Annotated in this window: 25 protein-coding genes and 1 pseudogene; 23 read left to right on the top strand and 3 right to left on the bottom strand. The window is 33.6% G+C overall.

The genetic code is table 11. The features are described from left to right. Nucleotides 1–5: 5 nt before the first annotated feature. Nucleotides 6–851, bottom strand: coding sequence for a methyl-accepting chemotaxis protein (locus CD33_RS07985; protein WP_036199845.1), 846 nt, complete (start codon nt 849–851; stop codon nt 6–8). Nucleotides 852–1282: 431 nt separating this feature from the next. Between CD33_RS07985 and CD33_RS07990 the strand changes: the two genes are divergently transcribed. From CD33_RS07990 to CD33_RS08010, 5 genes are all read left to right on the top strand, one after another. Further along, a complete protein-coding gene (locus tag CD33_RS07990; protein WP_036199847.1) occupies nt 1283–1735 on the top strand; it encodes a GNAT family N-acetyltransferase in 453 nt (150 codons plus the stop codon). A gap of 18 nt (nt 1736–1753) precedes the next feature. Then, nucleotides 1754–1990 carry a DUF3329 domain-containing protein gene (locus tag CD33_RS07995; RefSeq protein ID WP_036199849.1) on the top strand — a complete coding sequence of 79 codons (237 nt, stop codon included), beginning with the start codon at nt 1754–1756 and terminating at the stop codon, nt 1988–1990. Further along, nucleotides 1974–2402 (top strand): GNAT family N-acetyltransferase, encoded by a 429-nt coding sequence (locus CD33_RS08000; RefSeq protein WP_036199852.1) that lies wholly within the window; start codon nt 1974–1976, stop codon nt 2400–2402. The genes CD33_RS07995 and CD33_RS08000 overlap by 17 nt, the downstream gene beginning before the upstream one ends. Before the next feature lie 309 nt (nt 2403–2711). Beyond that, a complete protein-coding gene (locus tag CD33_RS08005; RefSeq protein ID WP_036199855.1) occupies nt 2712–3674 on the top strand; it encodes a helix-turn-helix transcriptional regulator in 963 nt (320 codons plus the stop codon). Between the two features lie 75 nt (nt 3675–3749). Continuing rightward, nucleotides 3750–4382 carry a type 1 glutamine amidotransferase family protein gene (locus CD33_RS08010; RefSeq protein ID WP_036199857.1) on the top strand — a complete coding sequence of 211 codons (633 nt, stop codon included), beginning with the start codon at nt 3750–3752 and terminating at the stop codon, nt 4380–4382. Nucleotides 4383–4582: 200 nt separating this feature from the next. Here CD33_RS08010 and CD33_RS08015 read toward each other — a convergent pair whose 3' ends face one another. After that, nucleotides 4583–4834 (bottom strand): hypothetical protein, encoded by a 252-nt coding sequence (locus CD33_RS08015; RefSeq protein ID WP_036199858.1) that lies wholly within the window; start codon nt 4832–4834, stop codon nt 4583–4585. Nucleotides 4835–5298: 464 nt separating this feature from the next. Between CD33_RS08015 and CD33_RS08020 the strand changes: the two genes are divergently transcribed. From CD33_RS08020 to CD33_RS08065, 10 genes and pseudogenes are all read left to right on the top strand, one after another. Continuing rightward, a complete protein-coding gene (locus CD33_RS08020; RefSeq protein ID WP_036199860.1) occupies nt 5299–5844 on the top strand; it encodes a GNAT family N-acetyltransferase in 546 nt (181 codons plus the stop codon). A gap of 340 nt (nt 5845–6184) precedes the next feature. Next, nucleotides 6185–6583 (top strand): hypothetical protein, encoded by a 399-nt coding sequence (locus tag CD33_RS08025; RefSeq protein ID WP_036199861.1) that lies wholly within the window; start codon nt 6185–6187, stop codon nt 6581–6583. A 181-nt stretch (nt 6584–6764) separates the two neighbouring features. Then, nucleotides 6765–7097 (top strand): annotated as a pseudogene (locus CD33_RS08030) (MmcQ/YjbR family DNA-binding protein). Nucleotides 7098–7319: 222 nt separating this feature from the next. After that, complete coding sequence (locus CD33_RS08035) at nt 7320–8075, top strand: SDR family oxidoreductase (protein ID WP_036199863.1); 756 nt, start codon at nt 7320–7322, stop codon at nt 8073–8075. Nucleotides 8076–8310: 235 nt separating this feature from the next. Next, nucleotides 8311–8778, top strand: coding sequence for a hypothetical protein (locus CD33_RS08040; protein WP_036199865.1), 468 nt, complete (start codon nt 8311–8313; stop codon nt 8776–8778). Between the two features lie 99 nt (nt 8779–8877). After that, complete coding sequence (locus tag CD33_RS08045; protein WP_036199867.1) at nt 8878–9381, top strand: helix-hairpin-helix domain-containing protein; 504 nt, start codon at nt 8878–8880, stop codon at nt 9379–9381. After that, nucleotides 9344–9691, top strand: coding sequence for a VOC family protein (locus tag CD33_RS08050; protein WP_036199869.1), 348 nt, complete (start codon nt 9344–9346; stop codon nt 9689–9691). Before CD33_RS08045 ends, CD33_RS08050 begins: the two co-directional genes overlap by 38 nt. A gap of 153 nt (nt 9692–9844) precedes the next feature. After that, entirely contained in the window at nt 9845–10315 is a 471-nt protein-coding gene (locus CD33_RS08055) for a DUF4306 domain-containing protein (protein WP_036199872.1), read from the top strand. Nucleotides 10316–10547: 232 nt separating this feature from the next. After that, nucleotides 10548–10907, top strand: coding sequence for a PadR family transcriptional regulator (locus tag CD33_RS08060; protein WP_036199874.1), 360 nt, complete (start codon nt 10548–10550; stop codon nt 10905–10907). Continuing rightward, nucleotides 10871–11647, top strand: a complete 777-nt coding sequence (locus tag CD33_RS08065) for a VanZ family protein (RefSeq protein WP_036199876.1) — start codon at nt 10871–10873, stop codon at nt 11645–11647. The genes CD33_RS08060 and CD33_RS08065 overlap by 37 nt, the downstream gene beginning before the upstream one ends. Nucleotides 11648–11908: 261 nt before the next feature. Here CD33_RS08065 and CD33_RS20500 read toward each other — a convergent pair whose 3' ends face one another. Beyond that, entirely contained in the window at nt 11909–12082 is a 174-nt protein-coding gene (locus tag CD33_RS20500) for a hypothetical protein (RefSeq protein ID WP_176400106.1), read from the bottom strand. Nucleotides 12083–12315: 233 nt separating this feature from the next. Between CD33_RS20500 and istA the strand changes: the two genes are divergently transcribed. The 8 genes from istA (at nt 12316) to CD33_RS08115 (ending at nt 19464) form a co-directional block, all read left to right on the top strand. Then, on the top strand, nt 12316–13737 hold the full coding sequence (gene istA / locus CD33_RS08075; protein ID WP_309299196.1) for an IS21 family transposase: 1422 nt from the start codon (nt 12316–12318) through the stop codon (nt 13735–13737). Next, complete coding sequence (gene istB, locus CD33_RS08080) at nt 13730–14455, top strand: IS21-like element helper ATPase IstB (RefSeq protein WP_036199880.1); 726 nt, start codon at nt 13730–13732, stop codon at nt 14453–14455. The genes istA and istB overlap by 8 nt, the downstream gene beginning before the upstream one ends. Before the next feature lie 1045 nt (nt 14456–15500). Next, nucleotides 15501–16019 carry a sigma-70 family RNA polymerase sigma factor gene (locus CD33_RS08085; protein ID WP_052130114.1) on the top strand — a complete coding sequence of 173 codons (519 nt, stop codon included), beginning with the start codon at nt 15501–15503 and terminating at the stop codon, nt 16017–16019. Continuing rightward, nucleotides 16012–16830 carry a hypothetical protein gene (locus CD33_RS08090; protein WP_036199882.1) on the top strand — a complete coding sequence of 273 codons (819 nt, stop codon included), beginning with the start codon at nt 16012–16014 and terminating at the stop codon, nt 16828–16830. The genes CD33_RS08085 and CD33_RS08090 overlap by 8 nt, the downstream gene beginning before the upstream one ends. Before the next feature lie 292 nt (nt 16831–17122). Next, the gene (locus CD33_RS08095) at nt 17123–17323 is read left to right on the top strand and encodes a hypothetical protein (RefSeq protein ID WP_036199884.1); all 201 of its coding nucleotides are present in this window, start codon (nt 17123–17125) and stop codon (nt 17321–17323) included. Nucleotides 17324–17523: 200 nt separating this feature from the next. Continuing rightward, complete coding sequence (locus tag CD33_RS08100; RefSeq protein WP_036199886.1) at nt 17524–17916, top strand: DUF5412 domain-containing protein; 393 nt, start codon at nt 17524–17526, stop codon at nt 17914–17916. A gap of 288 nt (nt 17917–18204) precedes the next feature. Continuing rightward, nucleotides 18205–18489 carry a hypothetical protein gene (locus tag CD33_RS20505; RefSeq protein WP_036199888.1) on the top strand — a complete coding sequence of 95 codons (285 nt, stop codon included), beginning with the start codon at nt 18205–18207 and terminating at the stop codon, nt 18487–18489. 555 nt (nt 18490–19044) lie between these two features. Beyond that, entirely contained in the window at nt 19045–19464 is a 420-nt protein-coding gene (locus CD33_RS08115; RefSeq protein WP_036199892.1) for an HIT family protein, read from the top strand. Nucleotides 19465–19558 lie beyond the last annotated feature (94 nt).

The raw sequence follows: 19558 nt of genomic DNA on the forward strand, positions 1-19558 counted from the left end.
GCCCCTTACTTTTTATTGCCGTTATATAAAGTTTGTTCGGCAAGTTGAGCCAGTTCTTGTGCTTTCGTACTTATTTCTTGAATCGTTGCAGAAAATTCTTGGATTGAACCTGACTGTGTTTCAGTTAATTTATTTACCTCGGAAAAAGAGTGGTTTAGCGTAAGTAACAAATCCTGGATATTTCTCGTTATATTGTTAATCTGATTCACGTGATCTTTGGAGTTGGTTGCTAGTTTGCGAATTTCATCGGCCACGATGGAAAATCCTTTTCCTACTTCACCGGCTCTTGCAGCTTCTATGGCGGCATTTAGCCCTAACAGGTTACTTTGATCGGAGATAGCCTTAACAACGGAAGAAATTTCACCAATCTCTTCTGCGCTTGAACTGACACCTTCCATCTGCGCCGTGATATCGGTGACGCGGTCTGAAAGACTAGTAACGGAATCGCTAATAGCCCCAATTGATGATGCTGTTTGCTCGACAATGACAGAGAAAGTTTCTGCCATTTCGAATAGTTTGTTCGCCTTCTCCAAACTGGTGCCGATACCGACGCCGCCAATCACTCTACCTTCGCTATCATGAAGTGGAAGCGCTCGAGCAACAAGCGGAAATCCAAATAAATCTTTGGGTACAATTGCGGATAGACGCTGATTGGTTCTAATCGCGTTGGTTACAATATCCCCTTCAACCAGTCGATCGCCTGGCTTCACATTTAACGAGAATGTTTTACCTGGAATATTTATTAATAATTTTTCCGTATCGTAAATTCCTACCGTGATATCGTCTTGGATAAGCTCATTCAACAATGGGGCTACCTTAACAAAAGCATCAATTATATTATTTTCTGACATAAGTTCCTCCACTCTCCTACTAAAATAATTTGGGTCAACATTTTCATTCATCAAAATTTCCTCTAACAAGCGGTACGCACCTACTGTAAAACCTAACGATTTCCCTTTTCGGAATCTTTTAAATGCATACTTCTATACACATATCGACAATATGACAAAGGGTTTAATTGAAAACTTAGGAAAAGTTTGTATATTATTTGAAATATCCAATTCACATTTAGCTAAAGGGGGGGTTCGGGTAGTATCTAGGCAGTACAACAGATGGATTATACGGTTGTGGATGAATAAGAGATTTTGTTGGAAGTGTCCCCCAAAATAGTTATATCGGTTATAATATGGAGAATGTAGGAAAAATTCAGTGCCAGGAACGGTACTGATAGATACATAGGAAAATGGGCAATTAACATAATAGTAAAGGTTTTGGTGGATACATGATTACAAAAATTGATATGACCAACCCCAAGCTGGTCAAAGAAGTTTTGGACATTCAACTCGCTTCCTACAAGGTGGAGGCTGAAATAATCGACTTTCATGAATTGCCGCCCCTGAAAGATACGGTGGAGACGTTGCAACGATGCACGGAGACCTTTTTCGGCTATTATCTAGAGGGAGAATTGTGCGGAGTCATTTCAGTCAAGATGGAGGAAGGGATCATCGACATCCATCGGTTAATGGTGCATCCCAACCATTTCAGAAAAGGGATCGCCAAAAAGTTATTGAATTTTATTGAAAGCAACAATGAAGGCTTCAAGGCAATGATCGTGTCAACTGGATCCAAGAATACACCAGCAGTCACTTTCTATCTGAAAAATGGTTTTTCCATAATGGAGGAAACAAAAATTACGGAAAGCTTATCGATTACTTCATTTAAAAAGAATATTTAAGCAAGGGGGCAAGAGTTTATGATGAAATTGCAAATAACGACGTTTGTTTTGGTTGGCGGACTTGTTGGGCTTTTCACGGATGGCGTAATGATCGGTGTTGGGGCGGCGGCACTCGTTTTTATCGCCTACCGGATGGAGAAATTTCTCGATCGGAAATCGGATGCCCCAATGCAAACCGAGTCGGTTGAAGAAGTACAAGCACAAAAACCTCAAGTTCAGCTAAAAAAGGAGGGCTATGATGATAAGAGCATTTGAAGAGACGGATATGGATACGTTGGTTGATATTTGGTACAAAGGCTCCCTGCAGGCGCATCATTTTATTGAGGCGGATTATTGGAAATCGCAAATGGAAGACATGAAACAAAAGTATATTCCGATGTCGGAAACACACGTCCTCATGAGTCCATCGGGAATAGTGGGTTTCATCTCCATGGTGGACAATTATTTAGCGGCACTCTTCATTGATGTAGCGCATCAAAATAAAGGGGCAGGGAAAGAGTTATTGGACTTTGAAAAAAATCGGAAAAGTGAAATCCATTTAAAAGTTTACAAGGAAAATTCATCCGCAGTACGTTTTTACGAGAAGAACGGTTTTGTTGTCAAAGAAGAACTGACTGATGAGCAAACCAAACAGCCGGAGTACTTAATGGTATGGAGTGGAAACTAACCATAGTAACGGAAAAGGCCATTCCGTTTGCAGCTCCCTTAAAAAGCTAATGCCGTCTGCACGATTAAGGGTGTCAAATCATTTCCTTCCCTGCAGCCGGTTCATCATCGGTACAGCAAGAATACCTTCTTGTTGCACCCTGAACGCTCCGCAGCTGTAACAGTTGATTCAAATGGAGCAAGCAATGTTTTAGTTTGGAAGGGGATCCAACTGATTGATATTGTACAGTCGCGTCAAATTGTTGAGTAACATTCTTTTGTTGATAAAGGTAAAAGTTTTGATAGTAAATTCCATATAGAGGTTGATTTGATGCCTAAAATAGATAATATACTAGCCATTCTTTGGATGCTTAGTTCAGGTGAAAAAATTACTGCTAAACAGATTTCAGAAAAGCTGGAGATGAATATAAGGACGGTGTATCGTTATATCGATACACTTTCAACGAGTGGTGTACCTATAATTTCAGACACAGGACATAACGGTGGATACACTTTATTGAATCATTTTATTGAAGCACCTCTCTTTTTTGATTTTGAGGAGCAAACTTCATTATTTCATGCAGCGGTTTTTGCCGAAGAGGCGGGATATTATGGAGGGGAAGCACTAAATAGGGCTATCTCAAAACTTAGCAAACATTCAAATCAAGAGCAGGAAGCAAAGATCAATCAACATTTTAATAGTCTTGAAGTAATAAGTCGATTTAGTTCTCTCTCTAAAGCAGGTTTTTTGAACGAGTTAGAACTGTCCGTAGCTGACGGATACTCAGTAAAAATCCATTACGATAAGAGTGGCGAAAAACAATTAAAGTTTAGATTGGTCGATCCGTACAGAATCATCTATTGGAATAATAAGTGGTATGTGATTGGATTTTGTCATCTTAGAAATGAAATCCGTAGTTTTAGAGTAGATCGAATTGAAAGTCTAATGCCGACCGAAAATAAGTTTGAACAACCAGAAAATTTTTCGGCAAGTGATTTTTTTATGAATAACCTCCTTCCTACTATTGAAGATAAAGAAGAAATTACCACTTTAATTATTACAGGAGGCAACAGGGCGTTGGAAGATATTTGCGGACATTGGTTTTTAGGTCACTATCTCCATCAACGGAGTTCGGATCAAGCAATTTTTCTTCTTGAAAAAGATATACTTCATACCTATATACCTTATTTGCTTTTACCGTATGGTAAATCTATTCGAGTTACTGAGCCCATAAGTCTAAAGGAAAGACTTGTCGAAGTGCTGTCTGAATTAATAAATTTTCATCAAAATTGATAACTTCCCTGACGGTAACTGTCAGGGAAGTTTTATTATGATAGTTTATATCAATTGTGATGGGAGTGTTATTGGATGCAAACAAGAAATGTTTATTTATATGTATTTAATACAATGTCAGACTGGGAATATGGATATTTAATTGCAGAACTGAACACAGGAAGATATTTTAAAAGGGATATAGCACCTTTAAAAATAGTTACAGTAGGGGCTAATAAAGAAATGGTTAATACGATGGGGGGACTGAGCATAAAACCGGATATTTCTGTTAATGAGTGGAATCTTGAGAGTAATGATCTTTTAATTTTGCCCGGAGGGACTACTTGGGGGGAGGATATTCATCAACCGATCTTGAAAGAAATTGGCGAAGCTTTAAGGCTGGGCATTATTGTCGCTGCAATTTGTGGTGCAACCGTAGGCCTCGCAAATAGTGGATACCTAGATTTTAGAAAGCATACAAGTAATGATTTAGAGTATCTTAAAATGGTTTGTCCGAATTATAAAGGAGAGAAATATCATAAGATGGGACCTGCAGTATCAGATGCGAACTTGATTACTGCATCAGGAGTGGCTCCTCTGGAATTTGCGATGGAAGTGATAAGGAAGTTAGATGTATTTTCACCAGCTACCTTACATTCATGGTATAACCTTTACAAGACTCATAAACCTGAATACTTCTTCCAGTTAATGAAGTCAATCAATAGTTGAGCAGACAAGTAACTTGAGGTTGATTTTAATGGGACTGGTAACTATATCCTTTTTCAATATTATTGTGCAACCGTGATTTTTTTACTTATTATATGTTCATCTTTTCAACAATCGTGCTCGACAATTGATATAGATGGGGAAGAGATTACAATAAGAAAATAAAAAAAGGGATCAGCAGTCCCTTTTTAAAGATGGTGGTATTAAATGATATCCAAACCAAATGCTTCCTTTGTAGAGTTAATGATATCCACAAAGGCCTTATAGCCCTCATCTTGAAGATTGGCTTCATGATAATGTTTAATATCAATCGAATTTAATAAAGCGATTATTGCTTTTACTTTTAAATCGTCATTCGATAAAGGTATTTTTGAATCGCCTTCAATTGTGATGACGACGTCAGAATTTAATGGATCTAAGTTCATTCCAGTAGAGATTTTTATTACATCGCTCACCGTATATTCAACTCCATTTAAATTGAATTTTTATGTTAATAATATTCTAGCCTAATATAGGAGTTGAAAAAATATGTAAATCATATACTTGTTTATGCAGAATTCAACTATTGGGAGAAAACAGATTGAGTATGTAATCGTTTAACAATAAAGCCCAGGATATTGAAGTGAGGAAAATTAACGAATAACCAATTCTCAGTAATGAACAATCCGAACATATTATGCAGTTGCGTATTCAACAATCAAGCGCTTCCCTGGGAATAAGGGAAGTGCTTTTTTCAATTAACGGGACAGATTGTGGAGTAACATCTTTTATTCAAGGTTACTAAACGACGCTTTCCAAATGTAACATACTATTACATTTATGTTATTATTTACTACACCTGTAGTATATTAAATCTTTGAAAATTAATTACATAAAATTATTCGATTAGGACTTTTTATATTCAAAGGGGGCATAAAAATTGATTTTAGAAACAGAAAGATTAATGTTAAAGCCTTATGAAAATGAATTTGCAGATGATATTTATAAAGTCGTAAAACATAAAGAAATTGCAGATACAATGGTGATGATTCCACATCCATATCCACGTGAAGTTGTCGATAGTTGGATTTCCTATTTACAAAAAAGCTTTGAACAAGGAACAGCATATGAATTTGCTGTATTTTTAAAAGAGAATGGTCGTTATATCGGAAATTGTGGGTTAGTTACGATTTCTACCACTCACAAAAATGCGGAGGTGGGCTATTTTATCGACGTATCAGAATGGGGCAAGGGGTATGCAACTGAAGCCTGTAAAAAAATAATTGACTATGGGTTCCAAGAACATCAATTAAATAGGATTTATAGTCGCTGTATGGTAAGAAATATAGCTTCTAGAAAAGTAATGGAAAAGGCCGGAATGATTTGGGAAGGTCGTCATAAACAAGAATTCATAAAAGGTGATGTGTATGAAGATATGGATTACCTGGCTATTTTAGCAGAAGATTATTATAAAAATAAGTACTGAATTGCTAATACAAAACGTTTCCAAATCAAAGTTTCTGTACAGAAAAATACCTTGAAAGTTATTAAACAATCGGGCAAGTTCTTTAATAAGAAATGCTCGTCTTTATTCATGAAAAGGGACAGATAATTGTATAAGTTAATTTACTGATTTAACTTTATTGAGGAAAGTAATATTACTTTTAAGAAGATAAAACGTTCTCTGTCAATGTTCTACGATACTACTTTTCATTGCCACTAACCTGTGGAAAATTATAAAACTTCTATAAGGAACTTTTCTGTCTAAGCCTCGTAGTAATAAAATATTCAAGCATTTAGAAAATGGAGGATCAGAGGTGTGAAGTTTGAAAAGAAAGTCTATCCTTGCTGTGGCTTTGCTGAACATTGTAATTGCTGCCTTATTTCAAATAGTTTATTGGTCAACCCTTTATGTAAAGATTGATGCATTTGTTTTTCAATTTATAGTTATTCCCTTAGTCATTATGATAATAAATATAGCTTTAGAGTTAAAATTCAAAATTGGCTTTTACCAATACTTACTTTGTGAATTTTTAGGTGTCTTTTTTTCTGTTATCACTATGGTAGTTATGAGTTTAATTAAACATGTTGAATTACCTCCGGGTGAAAAGATACTACATGCAGATGTTTTACTTATTATTTTAATTTCTATAGTGCAAATCTTTATTTTGCTTTTCTTAAACTTGCTTGTTTATGGTGGTTACAGATTTTATACAAAAAAGTAGTTATAGTGAGTTATAAAACTCGATTGGATTTACATAACTCTTCTTCAACTAAAGGGAGCGATTCTTAATAAGGATATTGTTTTTTTCTGTTATAGGACCATATTGTTGAACGGAGTATTTCACTTAATACAATTTCTAAAGATAAGTACAGGGTAGGTTTATTTTGGGAGGGAAGGGAAAAATGAAAACTAGAAAAGAGACTATTGATTACTGTTTGAAATAAGAAAATACATACGAAGATTATCCGTTTAGAGATAAAAATTGGACATTGATACGACATAAAGGAAACAAGAAAGTTTTTGCATGGATTTTTGAGAAAGATAAACATATTTGGATTAATGTAAAGTGTGAACCTGGTTTACTAGATTTATGGCGCCAAATTTATAATTCTGTTGTTCCCGCATATCACCTAAATAAAAACCATTGGAACTCAATAATTCTAGACGGTACCATTTCAGATGCGGATGTTTATAAAATGATTTGTGACAGTTATCATTTAACGAAAGAAAAATAATGAATACTCTTATTCCACAATCGGGCACTTTCCTTGGATAAAGGCGAGGGTCCTTTTCTGTTAAAGGGCCATTTAATGGAATAAAAGTTTTAAATAGAATTGGATATTTATGTTAATTTTAAGGTGGTATTTCTTAATAGATGTACTTGCAACATCGGGGCAGGTTTATTTATTAAGAAACGAGAAATAATTTAAAGTTTTGTTAAACGAGGGGGAGAGATTATGAAATTAGATGGGGCTATAGCAATAGTCACTGGTGCAAGCCATAACAAAGGAATTGGAACGGCTATTTGTCGTAAGTTGGCAAAAGAAGGCGCGGATATATTCTTTACACATTGGGGTTCAAATGATGACTGGGCAGTAAATTTCCAAGATGAAATAATAAGAGAAAACGGAGTTAGATGTGGCAACTTAGAAATAGATTTGTCTGAACCAAACTCCCCATTTAAACTACTTGATATGGTTACTTACCAATTGGGCATTCCAACAATATTAGTTAATAATGCTGCACACTCCACCAGAGATGGATATATGAAATTAGATGCAAAAACACTTGATGATCATTATGCAGTAAATATGAGAGCAACTTTTCTTCTAAGTGTTGAATTTGCTCGTCGCTTAAAGCAACAAAATAAATTGATGGGCAGAATTATCAATATGACGTCAGGACAAGCACTTGGACCAATGACTGGTGAATTAGCCTATGTTGCAACAAAGGGAACCATATCGGCTTTCACACTTTCTTTATCTGCGGAATTGGCACCATTAGGCATTACCGTTAACGCAATAAATCCAGGTCCTACGGATACAGGTTGGATGACAGATGAGATAAAAACGCATTTAACAGGTAAGTTCTTGTCAGGGAGAGTAGGATTACCTGAAGATGCAGCCCGGTTAGTATCGTTCCTTGCCAGTGAAGAGGCACAATGGATCACAGGACAAATAATTAACTCTGAAGGAGGTTTTTTAAGAGCTTAGATTGTTAAACTAACGGAGGCTTTAGTTTAACAAGGAGAAGGCAGAAACCACTATTTGTTATTCAACAATCGGGCCATATTGTTGAATAACAGATTTATTAAAAATGGCAATATATGTTAATATTAAGGTGAGATTGTGAAGAATTGTACTTAAAACTAACGGAGCAATTTGTTGAGGATAGGTATAAATGTAGAATTAAGAATGGGACAATTAATATTGATATTGGGGTGAAGAAATGAAAAATAAGAAAACTATTTTAATAACTATTTTTAGTGTTATTATTGTCGGAATAGGTGTATATTTTTTAAGTTCTCAAACGACTTATTCTGATTCTGATACACTTTCTTCTGAGGATATATTAGTAGATGTTGATTTTAGTGCAGAAGGAACGACTGTTGAATTGCATAAGGTTGATCCAAACGTAGACGGAAGCTTGGCTCCAATTGAGTTAACAGAAAAAACTCAGCAAGAATTAATAAAGGCTTTTGAAAAATCGAAATTTAAAAATGTCGATTCAAATTCAACAGGTGTCGCAAATGATTACCATATGAAAATGACTCTAAACAGAGGTTATGTGATATATCTGGATATAGATAAAAAAGGGATATCAGTTGAAAATACTAGTGATACTTCATCCAAAAAGTATTTATTTAAAGATGGTAAAGAATTTTTTAGTATTTTAGAGAAAGCAGTTTCGGAATAAGAAAAGTGCTTTCTTCAAGAATAGGGCCAGATTGTTGAGGAAGGACTTTTACAACAAGATAAAGAATTACTAAATAAAATATTTTACAGGGGGGATTATTTGAGTTCTAATCCAAAACTGCCATTAACTCAAAATGAAAAAATAAAACTTAGAAATGCGAAAGTAAAAATAAGTGACGTACATACCCTTAGCATTGACCAGTTAGTTCAAATGTTGAATATTCCTGTTAAAAGAGCGATGATTATAAAAGGTTTAGCTGACTTTCAACATGTCCCTTCTATTGGGTATAAACTAGCAGAAAAGCTAGTGTACAACTTAAACATTTATTCATTAGAAGAAATAAAAACTAAAAATGGTGCCGAGTTATTCGATGAATTAGAGTGTCGTTTAAATGTATGGACAGACAGCTGTGTAGAAGATCAAATTCGTTGTGTTATTCATTATGCGAATGATTCAACTAGTAATAGGCAATGGTTTGATTTCACAAATGAGAGAAAACATTATCGAGAAAAAATGGGCTATCCAGAGACGCGACCTAAAACAGCTTGGTATGAAGGAGGAAAAGATGAAAACAAGACTAGCACATGTCAGAGTGAATGTTAAAAATTTGAATGCAGCAATTGATTGGTATACGACTATATTAGGGTTTAAAGTAGCAGCAACATGGCCACCTGAAAACCCTAACTATGCCCATTTCGAATTAGAATACGGAGCTACATTCGCTATAATGGAAGACATTAATTATCCGTCACACGGCCGCTTTAATTTTAATGTTACAGATGTTGATTCATTATGGCTTGAATTAAAAGACAAAGTACATATAGTCGAGGAGCTAATTTCAACACCTTATGGTACAAAGAAATTTACCATTCTTGATTTAGATGGAAATGAATTAGGTTTCGTTCAAAACTAACTATTATTCAACAATCGGGCGCTTTCCTTGAATAAGGCAAGGATATTTTTCCATTAAATTGTCAAAAAAGGAATATTACTGTACCTCTTGAAACTATTTTTGTATATTACCGTTACTAAAAAGATAAGGATGAATGGAAGGAGGGACTAAATAATGTATAAATATATTATTCAATTTATAATCAGTGGTTTCGTTTTTATATTTTCAACGATAGTAGCATGGTATGAGGGAAGTGGAATTATAGACCATTCTATCCAATGGAAGTATTCGACACCGTTTACTAAATTGTTTGGAGTGTCAATCACGGACGGAAAAGACATTCTAATACTGGATTATTTTGTTTACTCCATAAAATTTCAACCAACATTTCCAATTTTAATGTTACTAAGTGCTGTATACATGACATTATTAATAATCATATATATTTCAAAATTTAATAATAAGTTATCGGATATATTTTTTGTAATTGTGGTAATTACATTGTTATTTTTAAGTGTCTTTTTTATAGGAGCATCAACTACTGGAGGAAAATTCTTTTTTACATTTACTTTAGGCATCGCTATTTTATTTATTGTGGTTAAAGTATTACTCCATAAAAAGAAGATTGAAAATATAACAAATTAATACACATTAATTTAATGTAAACTATACCTTTATTGATAGATTTCAGAAAAAATTCTGTGTAAGTTCAGGCTGTATACAACAAACGGACGTGTTTCTCTAAGAAATGCGCCTTTTTATTTTAGGCTATGATGGTATATTATCTAAATGGATAAAATTACAAATTACCCTTGTAATACGATGTACTATAGTGATACGATGTAATTGTAATAATTAGGAAGAATGAGGTGAGTTTATGGACAAAGAAGTAATGAAGGGCAGTATTGATATTCTGCTTCTCTCACTCTTGAGCAAAGTTGATATGTATGGATATGAAATAGTAAAAACTTTGAAAGAAAATAGTAATAACCTTTATAACATGAGTGAGGGTACTTTGTATCCTGCATTAAAAAGACTTGAGAAAAAAAAATTGCTTCATTCTTATTGGGAAGATTCTGAGAGTGGAGGAAGAAGGAAATATTACAGAATTACGGCAGATGGTAAAAAGGAATTGAGTAAAAAATTGAAAGATTGGTCACAAATCAATCATTTAATAAAGGTTTGTTCGGAGGGGATGACATGGATAAGAGCATCGAAACCTATATTGATCAAATAATAAAGCGTTTGAATTGTGATGAAGAAGAAAAATATGAAATAAGAGATGAAATGAGAGATCATTTATATTTACTTAAAAATGAATTCTTAGAAGAGGGGTTGTCAGAAGAAGAATCCACTCAAAGAGCATTGAAAAGCTTCGGGGAACAAAAACCATTAATAGATGGGTATCGTGAGGTCATATTCCCTTTCTATAGATTATATAAAATGGGCACATGGGTATTATTCGGTGTATATACATTAATTGTTTTGTACTACTTGCTAATAAAGAGAATTATTGTAAGAGTATATGATTATATTATATGGGGAAATAGTGCTCGTAATAATTTTTTCTTTTATCCGAAAGATTCAAATGGTTTCTTTGATATAAAGGTTTGGCAAGAAAATTCTAATCTCGTACCTTTTCGTAATATGATTTATTACTTAAATAGTACAGAAAATTTATACTTACACGACATAATAAATAATACACTCGGAAATATTTTAATTTTCATACCTCTCGGTTTTTTCTTACCAATTATATTTAGAAAATATAATAAGTCTTCAAAAGTAGTTCTCATTTCAATCATAATCAGTCTTTCTTTAGAAATTCTCCAATTTGCTATGCAGCTTGGCCAATTTGATATAGATGATATTATATTAAATGCTATCGGTAGCATGGTAGGCTTTACGATTCTGAAGGTAATTTATAGAATATTGATATTTACCAAAAATAGTGATCTGCGTAGAACTTCGAACTAATAGCCAATGTTACGGTTGCTTTATAATATACGAAAGGGAAATTAAAGTTTGTGTAGAAATTGAAATTTGGTGCTTAAGTTTAACATGCAAATATAATAATTATGACTTGTTATTCAATGTAGTGTAGTGTTTTAATTTAAAATTCTATAATTGAATATAAAGAAAAATCCCTTCTTTCAATATAAAAGTAGGGATTTTTGGCGTTTTAATAGACTTAGGGATTGATAAAAAATAAAGAATCTTACCGAAAAAATACACACCTCAGCTTAATAATAATGGCTCTGTTTCTTCTTTAGATTTATTTAACTCATCCAAGTTAATGCCACAAGCAGCTGCATGGACAACTGGATCATATTTAACATTATTTTTCAGAAGAGAATAGATTAAATTAGCCAGTTTACCACTCAAATGCCCAATTGCATTTTTCTTACTCATTCCTTGTTCTACCTTACGGTCATAATAATCTTTAAATACGGTTGGATGAGTTCTACCATTAGCTAATATTATTAAGGATATCTGATAAAGAACACGCCGAGCATCCCGAACCCCACATTTGTACAGAGTCTAGCACTTTTTTAGTGCAAAAAAATAGACTTGCCAGCCACCCCAAGTCACTCTACTGTTAAAGTGTCGAATTTTACCAGTGGAGGAATGAAAGGATGCTAGCAATGTCTGAAGTTAATTGTATCAAAACATTACGAAATGAAAAAGGCTTATCTATATCAGCAGTGGCAACCGCTATGAAAGTTAATTGGCGTACTGCAAAGAAATACGGAGATGGAGATCAACTGCCTCAAGAAAAAACACATCAGAAGAAAGGCATGATGTATACAGAAAAATGGGGAGAAATTATTATTGATTGGCTAGATGAAGATACAAAAGTGAAGAAAAAATTAAGACGTACAAATAAGAAAATGTTTGAAGATTTAAAAGCCATGGGCTTTAAAGGATCCTATCGAACGGTGTGTGATTTTATTCACGAATGGCGCGCTGCAGAAGACGATGAACAGAGTAAAGGCTTTGAACGACTGAGTCATCCACCAGGCGAGGCTCAATTGGACTTTGGAACAATGGAGGCTGTTCAAGATGGAGAGATTCTAGATGTACATGCGTTAACTATGTCCTTCCCAGCAAGTAATACGGGTTTTGCGGTTCCGATGCCTGGAGAAAATCTAGAATGTTTTTTAAGCGGGTTACAACAACTGTTCCAGCAAGCCGGTGGTGTACCAATTAGTATTCGAATAGATAATTTAACACCAGCGGTGAAAAAAGTAAGAAAAGGCGACAAGGAAGCAGAGTTAACAGATGCCTTTCGGCATTTTCAACAGTACTACGGGTTTAAGGTGCAGGTTTGTAATCCATCAAAAGGTAATGAAAAAGGCCATGTCGAAAGAAAAGTTGGGTATGTCCGCTACAATTTCTTTAGCACACCCCCAGTCATTAAAGATTTTGATGACTTAAGAGAGCAATTAGAACAGCAATTAAAGAAAGACCGGCAACGAGTGCATTATAAAAAAGAAGAACTTATTGAAGATTTATGGCTGGAGGAGCAACAACAATTATTAAAATTACCTGAAGAGCCATATCCGGTGTTTAAGCAGTTTGCGATTGATTTTAACAAATATAATGAATTTAAATTGGATCAGCACTTAATCCATGTACCAAGAGCACGCAATAATGTACAGCTATATTGCATTGTTTATTGGGACTCCTTCAAGGTGATTACGAATGAAGGGGAAATTTTATTATCTGATGCAAGACCGTATATGAAGAAACGACGTTTCATCCCTTGGAAAGATATTTTAAAAGATTGGTTGAAAAAGCCCCGAATTATTGGACATTCCCGTTACACGCCGTATTTACCTGGACGTATACAGGAATATTTAAAAGTCCCTTCTTTGGCATTAAGAAAGCAGCGTATCAATGAATTAATCACGCTTTTGGTCAACCATGATATGAAAGAAATTGATTTGAATTTTTACGAATATCTAGCAAGGAATAGTGAAGAACAGGAACACCCTTACGGTGTAAAATGGACGGATTATGATGCCCTTTCTTCCAATGGAAAGGAGGACACAGCACATGAATGAAGCGATTCATCAATTGTGTAAACAGCTACGGCTCGCATATATAGAGGAAGCCGTAAATGATGTTCCATTTACCACAGCAGAAGAATATATTTACCACCTTTTATTAAAAGAACAGCAGGGTCGAGAGCAAGCCAAAATCGTAAGAAATCTAAAACAGGCGCGATTTGTCGATACAAAAACACTCGAAACATATCAATGGCATAAAGATATTAGCTTCCCAAATCATTTAACTAAGGAAGAATTAGTGCAATTAGAATTCATACGGAGAAATGAGAATTTGATTTTGATTGGAGCGCCTGGTACTGGTAAAACTCATTTAGCATCTGCCCTAGGCAGAAGAGCGTGTGAGCAAGGATACGAAGTCCGTTTTTATCGTGTGTCTCACTTAGTAGAAGAATTAGAACAAGCCTTTAGATTAGGGAAATTAAAGCAATTTCGCAGTAAGCTAGAGAGAGTCGATTTGATGATTTTAGATGAAATGGGTTATCTTCCATTTGGAAAAGAAGGAGCAGAATTACTCTTTCAAATTATTACGGAGTGTTATGAGAGAAAGAGTTTGATTATTACATCAAACCTGGAATTCAGTCAGTGGAATCGTATTTTCTCGGATTCACGTTTAACGGCAGCTCTGGTGGATCGCTTAATTCACCACGCCCATGTAATTTCTTATACAGGACAGAGCTTCCGTTTAACCAATGCATTGTCGAGAAAACAGTGAAAATACCGGGTGGCAATACTCTGTATTTTTCATTGCAATTCTCTGCACTTTTATCTTGCAAAATACATATGCCTTTGTATTGCATTTATTGCACAGTTTAATGTTACAGAAGTTGCTCACAATGAAAGTTCTGGTTATCTCGGTATAGTATTATTTATTCTCTTAATATTATCTACTATTATGTATATTATCGAAAAGGTATTTTCATACGAGTTTAATAGAACAGTATTGATTTATACCCTTATTCCATTTACTGCATTATTGGGAAGTATATATTCATTACTTTTCATTTATTACAGTGTTGGAAATAGTGAAATACACGGATTACCCTTGAACAATCAGTTAAGTTTTTTAAGTTTATTTTTCTTCGCAATTTATACATTAATGTATAATGGTTTCATAACCGATTGGTGGGAAAATATAGAAAATTTCCATTTTAAAGGATTAATGCTAATACTTATTGAAATACCAAACTTTATTTCATGGTGGGTACTAGCCTACGCTACACCTTTAAATTATATTAAGGACATTAGCTCACCAGTACATTTTTGGTTAACATTCACATTTGCATTGAGTCTTGTATCACTTATTACATCTATCCGTTTAATCAAAATCAAAAAACACCCATAACCATTAACGAAATCTTTTTATTCTACATATGGTTATAAAGTTTAAGCTCGACAAAAAACCATCTATTAAAATTTCTATAGCTGGCTATAATTGAGCATTTATACTAAAACAAGAATCAGACTACATAGAGGAAGTTATTAAATATTCAATACAAAAGTAAATATTCAACAATAGGGCGCTTTCCTTGAATAAGGAAAGGGTCTTTCTTCATGAATAGGGCCATATTGTGGAGGAGGGATTAGATATAAATTAATAGCAGTTTAAAGGGAAGATCGTGTTTCATTTTGATAAAATAGTGTTAACATTGGGGAAATTTCCATTCCAAGCCAAAGCTTTAAGGCTTGGATTTTTATTTTTATAAAAAATTAGACTTTCATGCTTTTTAATTCGTCTAATTTATGGAAAGGAGATGCTTATGAACCAACTAGAGGATGAAAGGTTTCGATATCTTATTAATGAACATAATGATTATTTACTTCAGCTAAGCTATCTTTACGTGAAAGATTGGAATACTGCTGAGGATATTGTACAAGAGGTATTTATCAAATACTGGGTTAAATCCGAGCAATTTCAAGGCCAATCAAGTTTGAGAACATACTTAACACGAATGACGATTAATCGAAGTAAAGATTACTTGAAGAGTTGGCGTTACAGGGCACAAACATTAACCAATGTTTTTACAGATAGTAATCGAACCAAAAATCAACTTATTTTGCAAGATGAACAATTGATTGTGGCAGAAGCGGTCTTATCGTTGCCTATAAAGTTTAGAGAAGTCATTATTCTATATTACTTTAATGAACTAACCATACAGAATATCTCCAATATATTAGTTACGTCTGAAAGTACGATTAAGTATCGATTAAAAAAAGCGAAGGAACGATTGAAGGATATTTTATCTACTCAACAATGGGAGGTACTTTTAAATGAATGAAATCAAAAGGCAATTAAAAATGAAAATTGGAGATACAACGCAGCATCAAAGAAATGTGGTACGTAAAATTCAGCAACAAAATCCAGGTTACTCAAAAACGAATAAATCATTATTTCCTACTTTAATAAGTATAGCAGTTTTAGCAGCAACAATTATTTTTGTTTTTTCCATAATTGGTGAAGAAAGTACGTTGAATACAACTACATCAGCTAATCTTCCAGAATCAATTACAATGGTGGATTCTTCAAGTGGTGAAATAGTGGAACTTGATTATAGTGAGTATATTGGATTCTTGAATTACATAATAGAAAATAACTATGGCAAACAAGAAGATGTACTATCAACTTTAAAATATAAACCAATCAATAACGAATTTTCACCATCATACCTTGTAACTTTTGATTGCGGAAAAGCTGTTTGTGCCAGTGCATATATTAGTTTGGTGGATACTACGATCAGTACCTTTGCTCCTTTAGGAGAAGGTAGAGTTACAAGTGAACTCATTTATTCTCCAAATCAAGAGAATGTGATGTTTTTACTTTCGAATAGTGAAAAAACAAAACAACGAATTGTTGTCATTAATCTTGAATCTAGCGGTGAATCTAGAATTCCAACTTTACATCATGAATATTTTAGTTCTTTTAGTTGGCCCATTACAAGCGTCCAATGGATTACTGACGATAAAGTTAAAGTAACATTTGCAGATTTAGAAGAACCGACAGACAAAAGCATAAAAGAATGGGAAGAAAACATAAATAAACCCACTAAAACTATTGAAGTGCCATTACCTAATCGTCATGGTGCAAAATAAATGCTTTAGTTAAATTATAAAATAAATTTTTAAATTGTGTAAAACTGAACAGTTGGTTAATGACTACTTTGAAGTGATTCTGAAGGCTTTAACTTAAAACTAACGGAGTTTACTAATTGAATAATAATATTCAACAATCGGGCGCAATTCTTTAATAAGAATGCTTCTTTTACCATTTAAGAGCCATATTGCATAATAACGCTGAATAACTAATTTGGATATTTATGTTAAAATAAGAATGGTAGTTTGGAATTAAATGGTCAGTTATAATACTTTTATTTGGAGGATTAATATGGATCACACATCGCCAGGAGACATTTTTATTCTTTTCACTTTCTTACCTATAATTTTTTATTTAGTTCTTATTGTTTTGGCTTTTTATTTTGTAATTAAAGTAGTTAAGTTCACGAATGAAAAAACAAAATTAGACAGAGATAGAAACGAAAGACTTACTGAAATTATTAAAATTCTTAATCAAGATAAAAGTAATTAATTAATATAGTTTTGTTCAACAATCGGGCGCGTTTCTTCAATAAGAGGATCGCGTTTTTCAATTATAGAGCCAGGTTGTGGAATAACAATCTTTTAAGGGATGTTAACAACGATGTATTGGGAACTAAATGAAATTAGAAAAGTCTACAATAAAAGGAATTATTTAACTTACCCTCAAAAGTAAAAAAAGGGGTATGTTGTATGACTGCTAACTCAACGATAAAAGGGACAAAGCGAAAAAAGATAGTAAAAATTTCACTGATTATTAGCTTTTTATTTATGGGGGTTATTGTGTATGGAGTTTATTGGGCATTTTTCGATATGAACAGGTTGCCAACTGGAGAATATCTTACGGAAGAAACCTCTCCTGATGGTAAATATACCTTAAAAGCCTATGTATCGAGTCCAAGCTTAAGTGCAGATGCTGTAAGAGGTGAAATAGTATTTAATGAGCGTAATGGTAAAACAAAAAATATCTACTGGAATTATCGAGAATCAACAGCCAAAATTGAGTGGTTAAATAATAATACAGTTGTAATTAATGGGTATACTCTTGAAGTTCCTAATGAAAAATTCGATTTTCGTAGACAATAATTTAGTTTTTTCAGTTTTTTATGCAAAGATATAAATAGGGGCTACGATAATACTTTTCAAGATTATGCAGAGTGTGATATCTAAATAAAAACCTGTATATTAAATTGAAAAAACGATATTCAACAATCGGGCGCGTTTCCAGAAAATAGTTCTGCGATTTTTATAGAAAGAGGAAGGAAAAGAAGGTGGTTTGGAGAATTGCTTGAGGAATTATGTATGATTAATTATACTATTGGAACTTGGTAATATGTGTAAACGTCCCATCTGATAAGGAGCTGAGTTGCTGAAATGACGAAAAAGATTAACATTTGGGCATTTACCTTTTCAATAATCAGTCTTTTTCTGTTTATTTTAGATGATTTTTGGGGACCAATAGCTTCCTCGATTTTGCGGATGGACTCTTTACATTTGCTCTTATATTTTACATTGATAATCTTCTTTGTAGGAATGATAGGTTTTGCGGGTGTTGAGGATTGGAAAGGGATGGTAAGGAGTATAGCTACTGTAATACTTACATTGGGATTATTAACGTTTTTAATAATCGTTATTTTTTTTGGAATGTTATTAAGCTAAACCAACTAAAAATAACTTAACATTATTCCATTATAGGGCGCAATTCTTAAATAGGAGTTGTGCTTTTTTGTTCCAATAATATATTTGGTAATAATTGGATTGATTTTGAAGCAAGTAAGAAATTCAACCGTATAATAATTACTAATTACTTGAGGGTGGTGTCGGATGTGTTCGAAGTAGCGTTAATAGTTTTATTGCTTATACCTTATGGGATAATAATTTGGTCTTATTTCAAGCCGAAAGAAAGTTTATTATTGGGAAGACGTAGGTTATACAAAAATGAGCCTGAAATACCTGAAGATGTAATTCGAAACCAAAAAGCAAAATCCTTAATCACCATTATCGTCTATCCTATAATTGTTATTATAATTTTTGTTTATAGTTACAGTTAATAAAAATTAAAATCCTTTATACAAACAGTCGGGCGCATTTCTTGAAAAGGAATGCTTCTTTTTTTTTTGAAGGACAAAATTAATCTAGCAGTTAAAAACAAGGATTTGTTACTCATTTTATTGAATATTAAAAGAAAAAGTTTATTTGAAGGTTGTGTACAAGGTGGAATGTTTAGGTTGTAAGTTAGCCAATAAATTGGAACCAGTTAATGTTGTATTTGAAGACAGTTATGTCTGTTGTTTCTTGGACCATGACCCCTATAACGAAGGTCATGTGTTAATACTACCTAAAAAACATATAAGATATTTTGATGAACTTGATGAAAAGACAGCCCTTTCAGTAATGAAGGCTGCAAAGATTCTCTCAAAAGTAGTTAAAGGAGTGTTTAAACCGGATGGTATTACAGTGTGTCAATATGGAGGTAGTTTTGACGAGTTAACTCACTTTCATCTGCACGTAGTTCCTAGATACAAAGGGCAAAATTTTGCAGACTTTTACGCAGAAGAAGTTGAACATAAATTAGATGAAGGTAGTTTATTAAGTACCAAGAGAAAAATCATAGAAGCTATACATAAACTATAGAAAGTATCTGATATATCGAACTGGACCATCTTCAACATTCGGGCGCTATTCGGTAGTGACCCCTTAAAGTTAGAGTTATTATTATGCAGCTAAT

The organism is Ureibacillus sinduriensis BLB-1 = JCM 15800 (assembly GCF_000772955.1).
Classification (GTDB): domain Bacteria; phylum Bacillota; class Bacilli; order Bacillales_A; family Planococcaceae; genus Ureibacillus; species Ureibacillus sinduriensis.

Bases quoted from the DNA above. Each gene is read 5' to 3' on its own strand.
- istA (WP_309299196.1), top strand. From the start codon at position 12,316: ATGTCTGAAGTTAATTGTATCAAAACATTACGAAATGAAAAAGGCTTA.
- CD33_RS08055 (WP_036199872.1), top strand. From the start codon at position 9,845: ATGTATAAATATATTATTCAATTTATAATCAGTGGTTTCGTTTTTATA.
- CD33_RS07995 (WP_036199849.1), top strand. From the start codon at position 1,754: ATGATGAAATTGCAAATAACGACGTTTGTTTTGGTTGGCGGACTTGTT.
- CD33_RS20505 (WP_036199888.1), top strand. From the start codon at position 18,205: ATGACGAAAAAGATTAACATTTGGGCATTTACCTTTTCAATAATCAGT.
- CD33_RS07985 (WP_036199845.1), bottom strand. From the start codon at position 851: ATGTCAGAAAATAATATAATTGATGCTTTTGTTAAGGTAGCCCCATTG.
- istB (WP_036199880.1), top strand. From the start codon at position 13,730: ATGAATGAAGCGATTCATCAATTGTGTAAACAGCTACGGCTCGCATAT.
- CD33_RS08090 (WP_036199882.1), top strand. From the start codon at position 16,012: ATGAATGAAATCAAAAGGCAATTAAAAATGAAAATTGGAGATACAACG.
- CD33_RS08035 (WP_036199863.1), top strand. From the start codon at position 7,320: ATGAAATTAGATGGGGCTATAGCAATAGTCACTGGTGCAAGCCATAAC.
- CD33_RS08085 (WP_052130114.1), top strand. From the start codon at position 15,501: ATGAACCAACTAGAGGATGAAAGGTTTCGATATCTTATTAATGAACAT.
- CD33_RS08095 (WP_036199884.1), top strand. From the start codon at position 17,123: ATGGATCACACATCGCCAGGAGACATTTTTATTCTTTTCACTTTCTTA.
- CD33_RS08100 (WP_036199886.1), top strand. From the start codon at position 17,524: ATGACTGCTAACTCAACGATAAAAGGGACAAAGCGAAAAAAGATAGTA.
- CD33_RS08060 (WP_036199874.1), top strand. From the start codon at position 10,548: ATGGACAAAGAAGTAATGAAGGGCAGTATTGATATTCTGCTTCTCTCA.
- CD33_RS08005 (WP_036199855.1), top strand. From the start codon at position 2,712: ATGCCTAAAATAGATAATATACTAGCCATTCTTTGGATGCTTAGTTCA.
- CD33_RS08010 (WP_036199857.1), top strand. From the start codon at position 3,750: ATGCAAACAAGAAATGTTTATTTATATGTATTTAATACAATGTCAGAC.
- CD33_RS08050 (WP_036199869.1), top strand. From the start codon at position 9,344: ATGAAAACAAGACTAGCACATGTCAGAGTGAATGTTAAAAATTTGAAT.
- CD33_RS20500 (WP_176400106.1), bottom strand. From the start codon at position 12,082: ATGAGTAAGAAAAATGCAATTGGGCATTTGAGTGGTAAACTGGCTAAT.
- CD33_RS08000 (WP_036199852.1), top strand. From the start codon at position 1,974: ATGATAAGAGCATTTGAAGAGACGGATATGGATACGTTGGTTGATATT.
- CD33_RS08040 (WP_036199865.1), top strand. From the start codon at position 8,311: ATGAAAAATAAGAAAACTATTTTAATAACTATTTTTAGTGTTATTATT.
- CD33_RS07990 (WP_036199847.1), top strand. From the start codon at position 1,283: ATGATTACAAAAATTGATATGACCAACCCCAAGCTGGTCAAAGAAGTT.
- CD33_RS08065 (WP_036199876.1), top strand. From the start codon at position 10,871: ATGGATAAGAGCATCGAAACCTATATTGATCAAATAATAAAGCGTTTG.